Here is a 16,645-nt window from a genome sequence, read left to right as displayed (position 1 = left end):
CCAGGAGTAGCCACGCCCGAGGTGCCCGCTCTGCTGGCCACTGCGGTGGCGGCGCTCGGTGGCAGCGAGCGCAGCGGTCAGCTGCAGATGGCCACCGCGGTTTGGCACGCCTTCGAAACCGGCGAGCATCTCGCGGTGCAGGCGGGCACCGGCACCGGAAAATCGTTGGCGTACCTGGTGCCCGCGATCGTGCGTGCGGTATCCGACGACGCGCCGGTCGTGGTGTCGACGGCGACCATCGCGCTGCAACGCCAACTCGTCGACCGCGATCTGCCCCAGTTGGTCGACTCGCTCGCCGACGAACTGCCCCGCCGGCCACGGTTCGCACTGCTGAAGGGGCGGCGGAACTACCTGTGCCTCAACAAGATTCACAACGGCGCCGCCACAGACGGCCCGCAGGACGAGCTGTTCGAGCCTGTGGCGGCAACCGCGCTGGGCCGCGACGTGCAGCGGCTCACCGCGTGGGCGTCGACGACGGAATCCGGCGACCGAGACGACCTGAAGCCCGGCGTAGCCGACCGGTCGTGGGCCCAAGTCAGCGTGTCCGCCCGCGAATGCCTCGGTGTGGCGCGCTGTCCGTTCGGCGGCGAATGCTTCGCCGAACGGGCCCGCGCCAAGGCCGGCCAGGCCGATGTCGTCGTCACCAACCACGCGCTGCTGGCGATCGACGCCGTCTCCGAGTCGGCGGTGCTGCCCGAACACGAGCTGCTGGTCGTCGACGAGGCGCACGAGCTTGCCGATCGGGTGACCGCGGTGGCCACCGGCGAGTTGTCGGCCACCGCGCTCGGTGTTGCCCATCGGCGGGCGGCGCGGCTGATCGACCCGGAACTGTCCGAACGGCTCGAGGCCGCGACGGCGACGTTCTCGTCGGCGATCCACGACGCGCCACCCGGGCGCATCGACCGGCTCGACGACCAACTGGCCAGCTATCTGGCGGCACTGCGGGACGCGGCGGGCAAGGCCCGCTCGGCCATCGACACCGCGCCCAGCGACCCGAAGGCGGCGTCCGCGCGCGCCGAGGCGGTGGCCGGGCTCGCGGAGATCGCCGACACCGCGGCCCGGGTCCTGACGTCATTAGCGCCGGCGATCCCCGACCGCACCGACGTGGTCTGGTTGGAGCACGACGACAACCGCGTGGTGCTGAAGGTGGCGCCGCTATCGATAGCAGAGTTGTTGCGCGGCAGGGTGTTTGAGCGATCGACGACGGTGCTCACCTCGGCGACGCTGACGGTCGGCGGCAGCTTCGACACGATGGCCGCTGCCTGGGGCCTGGCCGGCGACGACGGCTGGCGTGGGCTCGATGTCGGATCGCCGTTTCACCACGCCAAGGCCGGGATCCTCTATGTGGCCGCCCACTTGCCGCCGCCGGGCCGCGACGGCACCGGCTCGGCCGAGCAGCTGAACGAGATCGCCGAGCTCGTCACGGCCGCGGGCGGACGCACGCTGGGCCTGTTCTCGTCGATGCGGGCAGCCCGCGCGGCCGCCGACGCCATGGCCGACCGGCTGTCCACCCCGGTGCTCTGCCAGGGCGACGACAGCACCGGCGCGCTGGTCGAGCAGTTCGCCGCCGACGACGCCACGTCGCTGTTCGGCACGCTGTCGCTGTGGCAGGGCGTCGACGTGCCCGGCCCGTCGCTGTCGTTGGTGATCATCGACCGGATCCCGTTTCCGCGGCCCGACGATCCGCTGCTCTCCGCGCGGCAACGCGCGGTGACCGCGCACGGCGGCAACGGCTTCATGGCCGTCGCCGCCAGCCACGCGGCGCTGCTGCTGGCGCAGGGCGCGGGCCGGCTGCTGCGCCGCGTCGACGACCGCGGCGTGGTCGCGGTGCTCGACTCCCGGATGGCCACCGCGCGCTACGGCGGCTACCTGCGCGCATCGCTGCCGCCGTTCTGGCCGACCACCGACGGCGCCACGGTCCGCGCGGCGCTGGCGCGGCTACGGACCTCACTGGAGGACCGCCCGGTTACTCCGTCGCCGAGCGTTCAGCCAGCGTGACCAGACCCAGCTCGGTGTCGCCGGCGAGCATCGGGTGGCGCGGCAGCACCCGCACGGTGTAGCCGACCGATCCGGCCACCGGCAGCGGCATCGTCGTCGAGAAGACCTCGTCGCCGCCGAACGCGGTCCCGGTGTGCGACATCTCGACGGTGACCGGGTCCAGCAGGGCGTCGCCGGCGTCGACCCTGCCGACCACCGCCTGCACGGCCACTTCGTCGGGCTGCAGACCGGCCAGCTGCACGGTCGCGGTCAAGGTCAGCTCCGACCCGAGCACCGGGCTGTCGGGCAGTCCGGTGCTGTCGACGTCGTTGATGCGGATCTTCGGCCAGGCCGCAGCGGCGCGTTGCCGGTAGGCGGCCAGCTCGCGGGCGGCGTCGAACCTCACCATCCCGTCGGCGTCGACCGCGACCGTGCGGCGCAGCGACTGGGCCGCCGGCCGGTAGTACTGCTCGACGTAGTCGCGCACCATCCGCGACGCCAGCACCTTCGGCCCGAGCGTCTGCAAGGTGTGCCGCACCATTTCGATCCATCGCGGCGGCACGCCGCGCTCGTCGCGCTCGTAGAACGTCGGCGCCACCGAGTGCTCCAGCAGCTCGTAGAGGGCGGCGGCCTCCAGATCGTCGCGACGGTCCTCGTCCGCCATCCGCGACGCGGACGGTATCTCCCAGCCGTTTTGGCCGTCATACCACTCGTCCCACCAGCCGTCCCGGATCGACAGGTTCAACCCGCCGTTGAGCGCACTCTTCATCCCCGACGTGCCGCAGGCCTCCAACGGCCGCAGTGGATTGTTCAGCCACACGTCGCAGCCCCAGTACAGCCGTCGTGCCATCGACATGTCGTAGTCGGGCAGGAAGGCGATGCGATGACGCACTGCGGGCCGGTCGGCGAACCGCACCACCTGCTGGATCAGCGCCTTGCCGCCGTCGTCGGCGGGATGCGACTTGCCTGCGACGATCAGCTGGATCGGGTTGTCGTTGTCGAGCAGCAGGCGCTCGAGACGGTCCGGGTCGCGCAGCATCAACGTCAGCCGCTTATACGTCGGCACCCGCCGGGCGAACCCGACGGTGAGCACCTCGGGATCGAAAGCCGTTGCGATCCAGCCTAATTCGGCCTGCGACGCCCCACGCTCCAGACAAGACCGGCGCAGCCGCGCCCGGACGTCGTCGATCAGCAACGCCCGCAGCTGCGAGCGGATCCACCACAGATGCCCGGCGTCGACGCCTTGGAGCCGTTGCCACACTTCGGGTTCGCTGAACGAGTCCGAGCCGGCCAGTTCGCGGCCCAGTTCCAGCCACTGCGGCGCGGCCCAGGTGGGCGCATGCACGCCGTTGGTGATCGACCCGATCGGCACCTCGTCGGGATCGAAGCCACGCCAGAGCCCGTTGAACATCACCCGGCTCACCCGGCCGTGCAGCAGCGAGACGCCGTTGGCCCGTTGCGCCAGCCGCAGACCCATGTGGGCCATGTTGAACAGTTCCGGATCCTCCTCGGCGCCGAGTTCGAGGATCCGCTCGGTCGCCACCCCGGGCAGCAGCATGGAGCCGTCGCGGGTGTCGTCGAAGTAGCGCCGCACCATCTCCATCGGGAACCGGTCGATGCCGGCCGGCACCGGGGTATGGGTGGTGAACACGGTGCTGGAGCGCACGACGGTCAGCGCGGTATCGAAATCCAGTCCGGCGTCGGTGACCAGCTCACGGATGCGTTCCGCGCCGAGAAAACCGGCGTGGCCCTCGTTCATGTGGAAGACGTCCGGCGAGGCCAGACCCTCGATGTCGACGAAGGCGCGGATCGCCCGCACGCCGCCGATCCCGGCGAGGATCTCCTGCTTGATGCGGTGCTCCTGGTCGCCGCCGTACAAGCGGTCGGTGACGCTGCGCAGGTCGTGCTCGTTTTCCGGGATGTCGGAGTCCAGCAGCAGCAACGGGACGCGGCCGACCTGCGCGACCCAGATCCGGGCCCGCAGCCGGCCGGCGTCGGGCAGCGCCAGCTCGATCGACACCGGGTGGCGGTCGGCGTCGGTGAGCAGCCGCAACGGCAGCCCCTGCGGGTCCAGCGACGGATACGTCTCCTGCTGCCAGCCGTCCACGGTCAGCGACTGACGGAAATACCCCGACCGGTAGTACAAGCCGACGGCGATCAACGGCAGACCTAAATCCGACGCCGACTTGAGATGGTCGCCGGCCAAGATTCCCAGGCCGCCCGAGTAGTTGGGCAACACCTCGGCGACCCCGAATTCCATCGAGAAGTAGGCGATCCCGGAAGGCATCGCGACGCCGTCGTTTTGCTGATGCTGATACCACAGCGGCCTGGTCAGGTAATTGTCCAGATCGGCCGCCAGCCCGTCGAGCCGGTCCAGAAAGTCGCCGTCGACCGCCAATTCGTCGAGCCGTGCCGGACGCACCGCTCCCAGCAACGCCACCGGGTCCTGCCCGCAGTGCGTCCAAAGCTCCGGGTCGATGGCCGCGAATAGATCCTGCGTTGGCTTGTCCCACGACCACCGCAAGTTGGTCGACAGCTTCTCCAGTGCCGCCAGACGTTCGGGAAGATGCGCGCGGACGGTGAACCGGCGGAGGGCTTTCACGCGTCCATACCTTACTGACGACGAGCACACGCCGACGTGCGACAGCGCCCGCTTCTCGGGCCCCGGGTGTGGCCCGACACTACGGTGGGTATTGGGCGCAAGGGGTGTTCCCGAAGATGACCGCCCGGCGACGATGCGGGCCGCGCGGCGGCCCGGGGAGGAGCCGGCCGATTGGAGGAAGTCGCGGTGCCAGGTCGTGTCGAGATCGATGACGTCGCACCCGTCGTGTCCTGCGGCGCATACCCGGCTAAGGCCGTGGTCGGCGAGGTGGTTCCGGTCCGGGCATCGGTCTGGCGCGAAGGACATGAGGCCGTGGCGGCCACGCTGGTGGTTCGCTACCTGGGACCCCATTACCCGCAGGTAAGCGAGACACGGCGGGTCAAGGCCGTGCAGGTGGCCGAAAAGGACGCGCTCGAGACGCCGCCGCGGGTCAAGCCGCTGCTGCTGCCGATGACAATGGGTGAAGAGCCCTACGTGTTCCACGGACAGTTCATCCCCGACAGCGTCGGGCTGTGGACCTTCCGGGTGGACGGATGGGGTGATCCGATTCACAGTTGGCGGCACGCGGTCGTGGCCAAGTTGGACGCCGGCCAGGGCGAGACGGAGCTGTCCAACGACCTGCTGGTCGGCGCCCGGTTGCTGGAACGCGCCGCGACCGGCGTGCCGCGCAGCCAGCGCGAACCCCTGCTGACGGCCGCAGCAGCACTGCGCAAACCCGGCGATCCGCTGACCCGCGCGGCCGCCGCGCTGAGCCCCAGAGTCGAAGAACTGCTCACGCAGTATCCGCTGCGCGACCTGCTCACCCGCGGTGACCAGTACGGCGTCTGGGTGGACCGGCCGGAGGCCCGCTTCGGCGCGTGGTACGAGATGTTCCCGCGTTCGACCGGCGGCTGGGACGCCGACGGCAACCCGGTGCACGGCACCTTCGCCACCGCCGCGGCGGCGCTGCCCCGCATCGCGGAAATGGGCTTCGACGTCGTGTACCTGCCGCCGATCCACCCCATCGGCAAGATCCACCGCAAGGGCCGCAACAACACCGCCACCGCCGTGCCTGGTGACGTCGGATCGCCGTGGGCGATCGGCAGCGACGAGGGCGGCCACGACGCGGTGCATCCGGCGCTGGGCACCATCGACGACTTCGACGACTTCGTCGCGGCGGCCCGCGAGCTGGGGATGGAGGTCGCACTGGATCTGGCGCTGCAATGCGCGCCCGATCACCCATGGGCGCACGAACACCGCGAGTGGTTCACCGAACTGCCCGACGGCACCATCGCTTACGCGGAGAACCCGCCGAAGAAGTACCAGGACATCTATCCGCTCAACTTTGACAACGACCCGGCGGGCCTCTACGACGAAGTGCTGCGCGTGGTGCGGCATTGGATCGACCACGGCGTCAAGATCTTTCGGGTCGACAATCCGCACACCAAGCCGCCGAATTTCTGGGCGTGGCTGATTGCTCAGGTGAAAGCGGCCGATCCCGACGTGCTGTTCTTGTCGGAGGCGTTCACGCCACCGGCCCGCCAGTACGGTCTCGCCAAACTGGGCTTCACCCAGTCCTACACGTATTTCACCTGGCGCACCGCCAAGTGGGAGCTCACCGAATTCGGCCAGGAGATCGCCGAACTCGCCGATTTCCGTCGGCCCAACCTGTTCGTCAACACCCCCGACATCCTGCATGCCGTGCTGCAACACAACGGGCCCGGCATGTTCGCGATCCGGGCGGTGCTAGCCGCGACGATGGGCCCGGCCTGGGGAATGTATTCGGGTTACGAGCTTTTCGAGCACCGCGCGGTGCGCGAAGGCAGCGAGGAATACCTGGACTCGGAGAAATACGAATTGCGACCCCGCGACTTCGCGGGCGCCCTGGCCGAGGGCAAGTCGCTGGAGCCGTTCATCGCGCGGCTCAACAACATTCGTCGCTTGCATCCGGCGCTGCGGGAGCTGCGCACCATCCGGTTCCACAGCATCGACAACGACGCGCTGCTGGCCTACAGCAAGTTCGACCCGACCACCGGCGACTGTGTGCTGGTGGTGGTGACGCTCAACGCGTTCGGGCCCGAAGAGGCGACCTTGTGGTTGGACATGGCCGCACTGGGTATGGAGCCTTACGAACGATTCTGGGTGCGCGACGAGATAACAGGTGAGGAATACCAGTGGGGCCAAGCCAATTACGTGCGCATCGATCCTGCCCGGGCAGTCGCCCACATCATCAACATGCCGCTGATCCCGTCCGAATCCCGATACCCGCTGCTGCGCCGGAGGTGACGCCGCAATGACGCCGACCGACCAACTCGCCAGGACACACCTGACGCCCGAACCCAGCGATCTGGATCGCCTACTGGCCGGCGTACACCACAATCCGCACGGCATCCTGGGCGCCCACGAATACGGCAACCACACCGTCATCCGGGCGTTTCGCCCGCACGCGACTGAAGTCGTGGCGCTGGTCGGCGCGGACCGCTATCCGTTGCAGCACATCGACTCGGGCCTGTTCGCTGTCGCGCTGCCGTTCACCAACCTCATCGACTACCGGCTCGAGGTCGGCTACGACGGCTCGCAGCCGCACACCGTCGCCGACGCGTACCGCTTCCTGCCCACGCTGGGTGAAATGGACCTGCACCTGTTCGCCGAGGGCCGCCACGAGCGGCTGTGGGAGGTGCTGGGCGCGCACCCTCGCTCGTTCACCACCGCCGACGGCGTGGTCGAAGGTGTGTCGTTCGCCGTGTGGGCACCTAATGCCAAGGGCGTCAGCCTGATCGGGGAGTTCAATCACTGGGGCGGCAACGACGCGCCGATGCGGGTGCTGGGTTCCTCGGGTGTATGGGAGCTGTTCTGGCCCGGCTTCCCGCCCGACGGCCTGTACAAGTTCCGCGTGCATGGCGCCGACGGCAGCGTCACCGACCGCGCCGACCCGTTCGCCTTCGCCACAGAGGTGCCCCCGCACACCGCGTCGCGGGTCTATGCCAGTGACTACACGTGGAGCGACGCCGACTGGATGGCCCGGCGCACCCAGCGCAACCCGGTTTTCGAGCCGATGAGCACCTACGAGGTACACCTGGGATCGTGGCGGCCCGGGCTGAGCTACCGCGACCTTGCTCGTGAGCTGACCGATTATGTTGTGGCGCAAGGTTTTACCCATGTCGAGATGCTGCCGGTCGCCGAGCACCCGTTCGCCGGGTCGTGGGGATACCAGGTCACGTCCTACTACGCACCGACGTCCCGGTTCGGCACACCCGACGACTACCGCTACCTGGTCGACACACTGCACCAGGCCGGTATCGGTGTCATCGTCGACTGGGTCCCCGCGCACTTCCCCAAGGACGCCTGGGCGCTCGGCCGGTTCGACGGTACGCCGCTCTACGAGCATTCCGACCCCAAACGCGGCGAGCAACTCGACTGGGGCACTTACGTGTTCGACTTCGGCCGGCCTGAGGTCCGCAACTTCCTGGTGGCCAACGCGCTGTACTGGCTGCAAGAGTTCCACGTCGACGGCCTGCGGGTGGACGCCGTCGCCTCGATGCTCTACCTGGACTACTCGCGGCCCGCCGGCGGCTGGACGCCGAACATCTACGGCGGCCGGGAAAACCTCGAAGCGGTGCAATTTCTGCAGGAGATGAACGCCACCGCACACCGGGTGGCGCCGGGCATTGTCACCGTCGCCGAGGAGTCGACGTCGTGGCCCGGCGTATCGCGGCCGACCAACGTTGGCGGCCTGGGCTTTTCGATGAAGTGGAACATGGGCTGGATGCACGACACACTCGACTACCTCAGCCACGATCCGGTGCATCGCAGCTACCACCACCACGAGATCACCTTTTCGATGCTGTACGCGTTCAGCGAGAACTTCGTGCTGCCGCTCAGCCACGACGAGGTGGTGCACGGCAAGGGCACGCTGTGGGGACGCATGCCCGGCAACGACCACCTCAAGGCGGCCGGGCTACGCAGCCTGCTGGCCTACCAGTGGGCCCACCCCGGCAAGCAGCTGCTGTTCATGGGACAGGAATTCGGGCAGCGTGCCGAGTGGTCCGAGGAACGCGGCCTGGATTGGTTCCAGCTCGACGAGAACAGCTTCTCCACCGGCATCCTGCATCTGGTGCGTGACATCAACGCGATCTACCGCAGCCACCCCGCACTGTGGAGCCAAGACACGACGCCCGAGGGTTACTCCTGGATCGACGCCAACGACTCGGCCAACAACGTGTTGAGCTTCTTGCGCTATGGCAGCGACGGCTCCGTGATGGCGTGCGTGTTCAACTTTGCCGGCACCGAGCACGGCAACTACCGGCTCGGCCTGCCCACCGCCGGCCGCTGGCGCGAGGTGCTCAACACCGATGCGGCCGACTATCACGGCAGCGGTATCGGAAACCTCGGCGGCGTCGATGCGACCGACGAGCCGTGGCACGGCCGCCCGGCGTCGGCGGTGCTGGTGTTGCCGCCGAGCTCGGCGCTCTGGCTGGAACCCGAGTAGAGTCCCGGCGCGAGCAGACGCGGTCAGTACAGCGCGTTGGCCAAGTTGCGCCGGCCGGCAATGACCTCGGGGTCGGCCGGATCGAACAGCTCGAACAATTCGATCAGCCGGGTGCGGACCTTCGTGCGCTCGTCGCCGGATGTCCGTCGCACCAACGCGATCAACCGGTCGAACGCGCCGGTCACATCCTGGTTGAGGATCTGCACATCGGCGGCGGCGAACGCCGCGTCGATGTCGTCGGGCGCGGCGTCGGCGGCCGCCACCGCATCCGGGGGCTGCTCCGTCGCGCGCATCAGGAAGGCGATCTGACGGACCGCGCCCTTGGCCTCGGCATGGTTGGGGTTGGCGTCCAGGATCGCCTGGTACGAGTCCAGCGCCGCGGCGAAGTCGCCGTCCTGAAGCTGTTGGCGCGCTTGCGCCAGTGCGGGGTCGACTTCTTCCGCGCCCTCGGAATCGGCTGCGCCGCTGAGCTTTCCGGCGGTCGCCGACAGCAGCGAGTCGACCCAGCGGCGTAACTGGTCGGCCGGCTGCATGCCCTGAAAGCTCGACAGCGGCTGGCCGGCGGCCAATGCCACCACAGTGGGGACCACTTGGATGCCGAAGATCTGGGCCACCTCGGGAACGGTGTCGACGTTGACGGTCGCCAGCGACCACTTGCCGCCGTCGTCGCTGGCCAGGCGGGACAGGATCTCGGCCAGTTGTAGGCACACATCGCTGCGCGGCGACCACAGCAACACCACGACCGGCACCTGGTTGGACCGGATCAGCACCTCGTCTTCGAAGTTGGCCGTGGTGATCTCGACGCCGGCCAGTTTCGCCGAGCCGGCTTGGGCATCGGCTCCGGCGGGGGAACTCTGCTGGGCCCGCTGCTTGAGTGCGGACAGGTCGACCGCTCCCGCCAGGGCGGGCCCAATCGGGGGTCGGGGACGGCTCACGTCGTCAAGTCTGGCACGACGCTACCGGTGTCCTGCCACCCGGTCGCAGGGCTTCGGTGACCAAAATCACAGTTCACGACGCCAGCAACCAGACGCCAGCAACCATTTTGGCGGGCATCAACCTCAGCCGGCGCGCAGGATCAGCGCGTCGCCCTGACCACCGGCGCCACACAGCGCCGCAACGCCGTAGCCGGAGCCGCGGCGCGCCAACTCGAGAGCAGCATGCAGCGTGATGCGGGCGCCCGACATGCCGATCGGATGCCCGACCGCGATCGCGCCGCCGTTGACGTTGACGATTTCGGGGTCGACACCCAGTTCCCTGGTCGACGCGAGCGCCACCGCTGCGAACGCCTCGTTGATCTCCACCACGTCAAGTTGGTCGACCGAGATGCCCTCGCGGCCAAGCGCTTTCTTGATTGCGTTGGCGGGCTGCGACTGCAGCGTCGAGTCCGGACCGGCCACCACGCCGTGCGCGCCGATCTCCACCAACCACGACAACCCGAGTTCTTCGGCCTTGGCCTTGTTCATCACGACGACCGCGGCCGCACCGTCGGAGATCTGTGACGACGACCCCGCCGTGATGGTGCCGTCCTTGCGGAACGCCGGCTTGAGGCCGGCCAGCGATTCCGCCGTGGTGTTGGCGCGAATGCCCTCGTCCTCGTTGAACTGCAGCGGATCGCCTTTGCGCTGCGGGATATTCACCGGCACGACCTCGTCTGCGAAGACGCCGTCCTTCCAGGCAACGGCCGCCTTCTGGTGTGAGCGCGCGGCGAACTCGTCCTGTTCGCGGCGGGTGAACCTGTCGGTATCGTTGCGCTGCTCGGTCAGCGCACCCATCGGTTGGTCGGTGAACACGTCGTGCAGCCCGTCGTAGGCCATGTGGTCCAACACGGTCACATCGCCGTACTTGTAGCCGGCCCGGCTGTCGATCAGCAGATGCGGGGCCTTGGTCATGGACTCCTGGCCGCCGGCGACCACGACGTCGAACTCGCCCGCCCGGATGAGCTGGTCGGCCAGGGCGATCGCGTCGATGCCGGACAGGCACATCTTGTTGATGGTCAGCGCCGGCACATCCCAACCGATGCCGGCGGCGACCGCGGCCTGACGGGCGGGCATCTGCCCGGCTCCTGCCGTCAGCACCTGGCCCATGATCACGTATTCGACCGCCGACGTCGGCACCTTGGCCTTCTCCAGCGCGCCGGCGATCGCAATGGCGCCCAGGTCACTGGCCGAGAAATCCTTCAGCGAGCCCATCAACTTGCCGATGGGCGTCCGTGCTCCAGCAACTATCACCGACGTCGTCATGAGAACCTCCGAATAGGACGAAAACGGCCGATTTGGTGGCCGATGAAGCGCAATCTTTCCCGTCAGGTTACCGTGACGTTATGACCACCGAACACGTTGACGTCCGTCGTACGCTGGCCAGCGCGTTGGTGACGGCGGTCGATCACGTCGGCATCGCGGTGCCCGACCTCGACGCGGCGATCGCCTGGTACCACGACCACCTCGGCATGATCGTGCTGCACGAGGAAGTCAACGACGAGCAGGGCATCCGCGAGGCGATGCTTTCGGTGCGCGGCGCTCCGGTCGGCAGCGCGCAGGTCCAGCTGATGGCCCCGATCGACGAGTCGTCGGCGATCGCGAAATTCCTCGACAAGCGCGGGCCGGGCATCCAGCAGCTGGCCTACCGGGTCAGTGACCTGGAGGCGCTGACCGAGCGGCTGCGCAGCCAGGGCATTCGCCTGCTCTACGACGCGCCGCGGCGAGGCACGGCGAATTCACGGATCAACTTCATCCATCCCAAGGACGCCGGCGGCGTGTTGATCGAGTTGGTCGAGTCGGCAGCCGATTCGGCCCACTAAGTCCACGGCGGCGACCCGCTGCGCCCGGCTCCGCCGCGCTTGCGATCGCCGCTAAGACCACTTGCGCGTCGGCCCCCGAGTTGCGCGGTTAGCCCAGCACGGCGTGTGCCAGTGCCGGCGGTCTTCCACGGCGGCCTCTCCCGCAACAGCCGGCCATACCACTACATGTGCTGTCCCGGAACGGATTTCGTGGTCACAGCCCGGGCATCGGTACGTCTTGACGGCTCGGGCCGCAGCGACCGGTCGCACTTCGTATTCGTAGCCGTCGGGCCCGGTTTCCACCCGGCGCATAGCTGGCAGCGAGCTTGGCGGCTGCTGCCGACGTGGTGATGTGCGACGCCGGGCCATGTGATCAGAATAGCCGGTATTCGTCGCTATCCATGCCGCGCATTCGATCGTAATCCAGTGTCAGACAACGGATTCCACGGTCGATAGCCAAGGTCCGGGCCTGTGGCTTGATCTGCTGTGCGGCGAACACCCCGCTCACCGGCGCCAGCAAACTGTCGCGATTGAGCAATTCGAGGTAACGGGTCAGCTGCTCGACGCCGTCAATCTCGCCGCGCCGCTTGATCTCGACGGCGACGGAGCGTCCGTGCTCGTCGCGGCACAGCAGGTCGACCGGACCGATCGGGGTCATGTATTCCCGGCGCACCAGGGTGTATCCGGCGCCGAGCAGCTCAACGTGTTCGGCGAGCAGCGCCTGCAGATGAGCTTCGACGCCGTCTTTGACCAGCCCGGGGTCCACGCCCAGCTCGTGACTGGAGTCGTGCTCGATCTCCTCGACGGTGATACGCAACTGCTCGCCGGCCTTGTTCTCGACCACCCAGACCGGCAGAGGCCCGTCGCGCTCTTCGGTGAGTCGGCACGGCGGGCTCATCCAGTTCAGCGGCTTATACGCACGGTCGTCGGCGTGCACGCTCACCGAGCCGTCGGCTTTGATCAACAACAGCCGGCGCGCGGAGGGCAGATGCGCGGTAAGCCGGCCCAGATAGTCGACGGTGCACCGGGCGATCACGAGACGCACGCGACTCACCTTAAGGGCCGTCGAGCGGACAAATTAGGCTGACGCCACCATGATGGCCAGGAAAACGGTGGCGCAGCGCCTGGGCCGGCTGCTGGAGCGACTGACCCGACAGAGCGGACGGCTATCGGACACCCCGGCGTACGGTTCGTGGTTGCTCGGGCGGGTTTCCGAAAGCCAGCGCCGACGGCGGATCCGGATTCAGATCATCCTGACCATCTTTATCGTGGCGGCGAACCTGATCGGTATCGGTGTCGCTCTGATGCTCGAGACCGTCGCTTTGCCGACACCGAGCGTCTTCAGCGACGCACCCCTGTGGCTCACCTTCGGGGTTGTCCCGGCCTACATCGTGATGGCGCTGGTGATCGGCACCTACTGGATTACCCGCCGGACGGTGACATCGCTGCGCTGGGCAATCGAAGAACGCACACCCAGCAAGATCGACCAGCACGACACCTTCGCGGCCCCGTGGCGCATCGCGACGCTCACCCTGGTCTTATGGGGACTCGCGACGGCGTTGCTGACCATCCTGTACGGGTTGGCCAACACGGTATTCATTCCGAAAATGCTGTTCTCGACCAGCTTTTGCGGCGTTCTGGTGGCAACCGCGTGCTATCTGTTCACCGAATTCGCGCTGCGTCCGATCGCCGCCCAGGCACTTGCCGCGGGACCGCCGCCACGACGTTTCGCGCCGGGGATCATGGGCCGGATCATGATGGTCTGGCTGCTCGGTTCGGGTGTGCCCGTCCTCGGCGTCGCTTTGACGGCGTTCTTCGCGCTGGTACTGCGCAACCTGACCATGACGCAGCTCGGGGTGGCGGTCCTGATCCTGGCGACCGCAACGCTGATCTTCGGCTTCTTCCTCATGTGGTTGCTGTCCTGGCTCATTGCCACGCCGGTCCGGGTGGTGCGCGCCGCGCTCGAGCGCGTCGAGCAGGGCGATCTACGCGGAGATCTGGTGGTGTTCGACGGGACGGAGCTCGGCGAATTGCAGCGCGGTTTCAACGCGATGGTCGCCGGGCTGCGAGAGCGCGAACGGGTGCGCGACCTGTTCGGCCGCCATGTCGGACGGGAAGTGGCCGCGGCCGCCGAACGGGAGCGACCCAAGCTCGGCGGCGAAGAACGCCACGTGGCAGTGCTGTTTGTCGACATCATCGCGTCGACGCAGTTGGTGACGAAGCGGCCGGCCACGGAGATCGTGCAACTGCTCAACCGGTTCTTCGCGGTGATCGTCGACGAAGTGGACCGCCATCGCGGACTGGTCAACAAATTCGAGGGCGATGCGACGCTGGCGATCTTCGGCGCCCCGAATCGCCTCGAGCATCCCGAGGACCAGGCACTGGCCGCCGCTCGCGCCATCGCCGAGCGGCTGGAGCGCGAGGTGTCGGAGTGCCAGGCAGGCATCGGGGTAGCGGCCGGGCAGGTGGTCGCCGGAAACGTCGGCGCCAAAGAACGATTCGAGTACACGGTGATCGGGGAGCCGGTCAACGAGGCATCGCGGCTCAGCGAACTCGCCAAGGAGCATCCGACGCGGTTGTTGGCGTCGTCGGAAGCGGTCGAAAGCGCCAGCGACGAGGAGCGTGCCCATTGGTCGCTGGGTGACACGGTCACACTGCGCGGCCACGACGAGCCCACCAGGCTGGCGACCCTGGTCTAGCGCCGCCACCTAGATGTCGCTTTTCCGCTAGTACTGTCGGTGCCCAGGTGTAATGGTCGAATCGTGCATGAAGACTTCGACCGCTGCTATCGGGCCGTGCAGTCCAAGGACGCCCGGTTCGACGGCTGGTTCGTCACCGCCGTGCTGACCACCGGCATCTATTGCCGGCCCAGCTGTCCCGTGCGGCCACCGTTCGCGCGCAACGTGCGGTTCTACCCGACCGCGGCGGCGGCTCAGCGGGCCGGGTTTCGGGCGTGTAAGCGGTGCCGGCCGGACGCGTCGCCGGGGTCGCCGGAATGGAACGTGCGCGGCGACGTCGTCGCGCGGGCGATGCGACTGATCGCCGACGGCACTGTGGACCGCGAAGGCGTCAGCGGCCTGGCCGCCCGCCTCGGCTATACCGCCCGTCAGCTGGAGCGATTGCTGCAAGCAGAACTCGGCGCCGGTCCGCTTGCGCTGGCCCGTGCTCAGCGCGCGCAGACCGCCCGGGTACTGATCGAGACGACTGACCTGCCGTTCAGCGACGTCGCGTTCGCCGCCGGATTTTCCAGCATCCGGCAGTTCAACGAGACGCTGCGCGCGGTGTGCGACAGCACTCCCACGGAGCTACGCAAACGAGCGATGGCCAACTTCGGCTGCAACCGTACGTCAGCCGGGACGGTGACATTACGGCTGCCGGTACGGATGCCGTTCGCCTACGAAGGTGTGTTCGGTCACCTGGCCGCGGGCGCGGTACCCGGCTGCGAGGAAGTACGCGATGGCATGTACCGCCGTACACTGCGGCTCCCGTCGGGCAACGGCGTCGTCAGCCTGGCGCCGGCCCCAGATCATGTCCGCTGCCAGCTGGTCCTCGACGATTTCCGCGACCTGACCACGGCGATCGCCCGGTGCCGACGGCTGTTAGACCTTGACGCCGACCCCGAGGCGGTGATTGACGTGTTGGGGGCCGATCCTGACCTGGCCGCGGTGGTGGCCAAGGCGCCGGGGCAACGCATTCCCCGCACCGTCGACGAAAGCGAACTGGCCATCCGTGCGGTGTTGGCTCAGCAGGTCTCGACGAAGGCCGCGAGCACCCACGCGGGCAGGCTGGTCGCCGCTTACGGGCAGCCGGTACCCGAAGCCGGTGGCACGCTGACGCACACCTTCCCCTCAGTCGAGCAGCTCGCCGAGATCGATCCGACCCATCTGGCGGTGCCCAAGGCACGCCGGCGGACGGTGACAGCGTTGATCGAAGGGCTCGCCGACGGCAGCGTGGTGCTGGATGCGGGTTGCGACTGGGACGCCGCACGCCGGCAACTGCTGACGCTGCCCGGTGTGGGCCCATGGACCGCCGAAGTGATTGCCATGCGCGCACTGGGCGACCCGGACGCGTTTCCGGCAAGCGACCTCGGACTGCGACTGGCCGCCGAACATCTGGGCTTGCCGACGGACCAGCGGTCGCTCATCGTCCGCAGCCTGCCATGGCGTCCCTGGCGGTCCTATGCCACCCAGCATCTGTGGACGACGCTCGAGCATCCGGTGAACCATTGGACATCAAAGGAGATCGCGTGATCCGCTACCGCACCATCGACAGCCCGATCGGCCCGTTGACGCTGGCCGGGTGCGGCGACGTATTGACGAACCTCCGCATGGTCGATCAGACCTATGAGCCCGATCGTGCCGGCTGGACGCTCGACGATCGGGCGTTTCCGGATGCCGTCGATCAACTCGAGGCCTATTTCGCCGGCAACCGCACCGAATTCGACCTGGAACTCAGCATGGCCGGTACAGAATTCCAGCGCCGGGTTTGGCGGGCGCTGACGACAATCCCGTACGGCGAAACTCGCTCCTACGGCGAAATCGCAGCACAAATTGGCGCTGTCGGAGCCGCGCGCGCGGTCGGATTGGCCAACGGACGGAATCCGATCGCCATTATCGTGCCCTGCCATCGGGTTATCGGCGCAGGCGGGAACCTGACCGGTTATGGTGGCGGATTGGACCGCAAGCGATCGCTTCTCGAATTAGAGAAACGCTATAAATCCGCCACCCTCACACTTTTCGACTAGGAATTAAAAAAGGGCACCTTGTGGGTGCCCTTTTTTGTGGGTGTTCGGCGGTGTCCTACTTTTCCACCCGGGGTGGGT

At 67.8% G+C, this 16,645-nt stretch carries 12 protein-coding genes; 7 read left to right on the top strand and 5 right to left on the bottom strand.

The genetic code is table 11. From position 1 onward, the window contains the following. Positions 1 to 21: 21 nt before the first annotated feature. The gene (locus AWB95_RS05940) at positions 22 to 1,998 is read left to right on the top strand and encodes an ATP-dependent DNA helicase (RefSeq protein ID WP_085167828.1); all 1,977 of its coding nucleotides are present in this window, start codon (positions 22 to 24) and stop codon (positions 1,996 to 1,998) included. Here AWB95_RS05940 and glgP read toward each other — a convergent pair. Further along, positions 1,967 to 4,579, bottom strand: coding sequence for an alpha-glucan family phosphorylase (glgP, locus tag AWB95_RS05935; RefSeq protein WP_062539592.1), 2,613 nt, complete (start codon positions 4,577 to 4,579; stop codon positions 1,967 to 1,969). The two genes, AWB95_RS05940 and glgP, sit on opposite strands and share 32 nt — an antisense overlap. A 186-nt stretch (positions 4,580 to 4,765) precedes the next feature. Between glgP and AWB95_RS05930 the strand changes: the two genes are divergently transcribed. Together AWB95_RS05930 and glgB are read left to right on the top strand one after the other, a co-directional pair. Beyond that, entirely contained in the window at positions 4,766 to 6,844 is a 2,079-nt protein-coding gene (locus AWB95_RS05930; RefSeq protein ID WP_062539595.1) for an alpha-1,4-glucan--maltose-1-phosphate maltosyltransferase, read from the top strand. A gap of 7 nt (positions 6,845 to 6,851) precedes the next feature. Further along, positions 6,852 to 9,047, top strand: coding sequence for a 1,4-alpha-glucan branching protein GlgB (gene glgB / locus AWB95_RS05925; protein ID WP_062539591.1), 2,196 nt, complete (start codon positions 6,852 to 6,854; stop codon positions 9,045 to 9,047). Positions 9,048 to 9,070: 23 nt separating this feature from the next. Here glgB and AWB95_RS05920 read toward each other — a convergent pair whose 3' ends face one another. Then, entirely contained in the window at positions 9,071 to 9,982 is a 912-nt protein-coding gene (locus AWB95_RS05920) for a tetratricopeptide repeat protein (RefSeq protein ID WP_062539590.1), read from the bottom strand. 123 nt (positions 9,983 to 10,105) lie between these two features. Continuing rightward, positions 10,106 to 11,287, bottom strand: coding sequence for an acetyl-CoA C-acetyltransferase (locus AWB95_RS05915; RefSeq protein WP_062539589.1), 1,182 nt, complete (start codon positions 11,285 to 11,287; stop codon positions 10,106 to 10,108). A gap of 80 nt (positions 11,288 to 11,367) precedes the next feature. On the opposite strand from AWB95_RS05915, the gene mce reads away from it, so the two are divergent. Beyond that, positions 11,368 to 11,844 (top strand): methylmalonyl-CoA epimerase, encoded by a 477-nt coding sequence (gene mce / locus AWB95_RS05910; RefSeq protein WP_062539588.1) that lies wholly within the window; start codon positions 11,368 to 11,370, stop codon positions 11,842 to 11,844. A 51-nt stretch (positions 11,845 to 11,895) separates the two neighbouring features. On the opposite strand, the gene AWB95_RS05905 is transcribed toward mce, so the two are convergent. Then, positions 11,896 to 12,192, bottom strand: a complete 297-nt coding sequence (locus AWB95_RS05905; RefSeq protein ID WP_084707056.1) for a hypothetical protein — start codon at positions 12,190 to 12,192, stop codon at positions 11,896 to 11,898. Between the two features lie 4 nt (positions 12,193 to 12,196). Then, positions 12,197 to 12,868: an endonuclease NucS gene (nucS, locus tag AWB95_RS05900; RefSeq protein ID WP_062539587.1), complete on the bottom strand. Its 672-nt coding sequence runs from the start codon at positions 12,866 to 12,868 to the stop codon at positions 12,197 to 12,199. A 49-nt stretch (positions 12,869 to 12,917) separates the two neighbouring features. Between nucS and AWB95_RS05895 the strand changes: the two genes are divergently transcribed. From AWB95_RS05895 to AWB95_RS05885, 3 genes are all read left to right on the top strand, one after another. Beyond that, positions 12,918 to 14,522, top strand: coding sequence for an adenylate/guanylate cyclase domain-containing protein (locus tag AWB95_RS05895; RefSeq protein WP_062539586.1), 1,605 nt, complete (start codon positions 12,918 to 12,920; stop codon positions 14,520 to 14,522). Between the two features lie 63 nt (positions 14,523 to 14,585). Further along, positions 14,586 to 16,073, top strand: a complete 1,488-nt coding sequence (locus AWB95_RS05890; RefSeq protein ID WP_062539585.1) for a DNA-3-methyladenine glycosylase 2 family protein — start codon at positions 14,586 to 14,588, stop codon at positions 16,071 to 16,073. Then, positions 16,070 to 16,567, top strand: coding sequence for a methylated-DNA--[protein]-cysteine S-methyltransferase (locus tag AWB95_RS05885; protein WP_062539584.1), 498 nt, complete (start codon positions 16,070 to 16,072; stop codon positions 16,565 to 16,567). Before AWB95_RS05890 ends, AWB95_RS05885 begins: the two co-directional genes overlap by 4 nt. Positions 16,568 to 16,645: the final 78 nt, after the last annotated feature.

It is taken from the genome of Mycobacterium celatum, assembly GCF_002101595.1.
Classification (GTDB): Bacteria; Actinomycetota; Actinomycetes; order Mycobacteriales; family Mycobacteriaceae; genus Mycobacterium; species Mycobacterium celatum.
The sequence above is the reverse complement of the archived record's forward strand: the minus strand, read 5'-3'. Positions and strand labels throughout refer to the sequence as shown.

Bases quoted from the DNA above. Each gene is read 5' to 3' on its own strand.
- AWB95_RS05895 (WP_062539586.1), top strand. From the start codon at position 12,918: ATGATGGCCAGGAAAACGGTGGCGCAGCGCCTGGGCCGGCTGCTGGAG.
- mce (WP_062539588.1), top strand. From the start codon at position 11,368: ATGACCACCGAACACGTTGACGTCCGTCGTACGCTGGCCAGCGCGTTG.
- AWB95_RS05905 (WP_084707056.1), bottom strand. From the start codon at position 12,192: ATGGCCCGGCGTCGCACATCACCACGTCGGCAGCAGCCGCCAAGCTCG.
- glgB (WP_062539591.1), top strand. From the start codon at position 6,852: ATGACGCCGACCGACCAACTCGCCAGGACACACCTGACGCCCGAACCC.
- AWB95_RS05915 (WP_062539589.1), bottom strand. From the start codon at position 11,287: ATGACGACGTCGGTGATAGTTGCTGGAGCACGGACGCCCATCGGCAAG.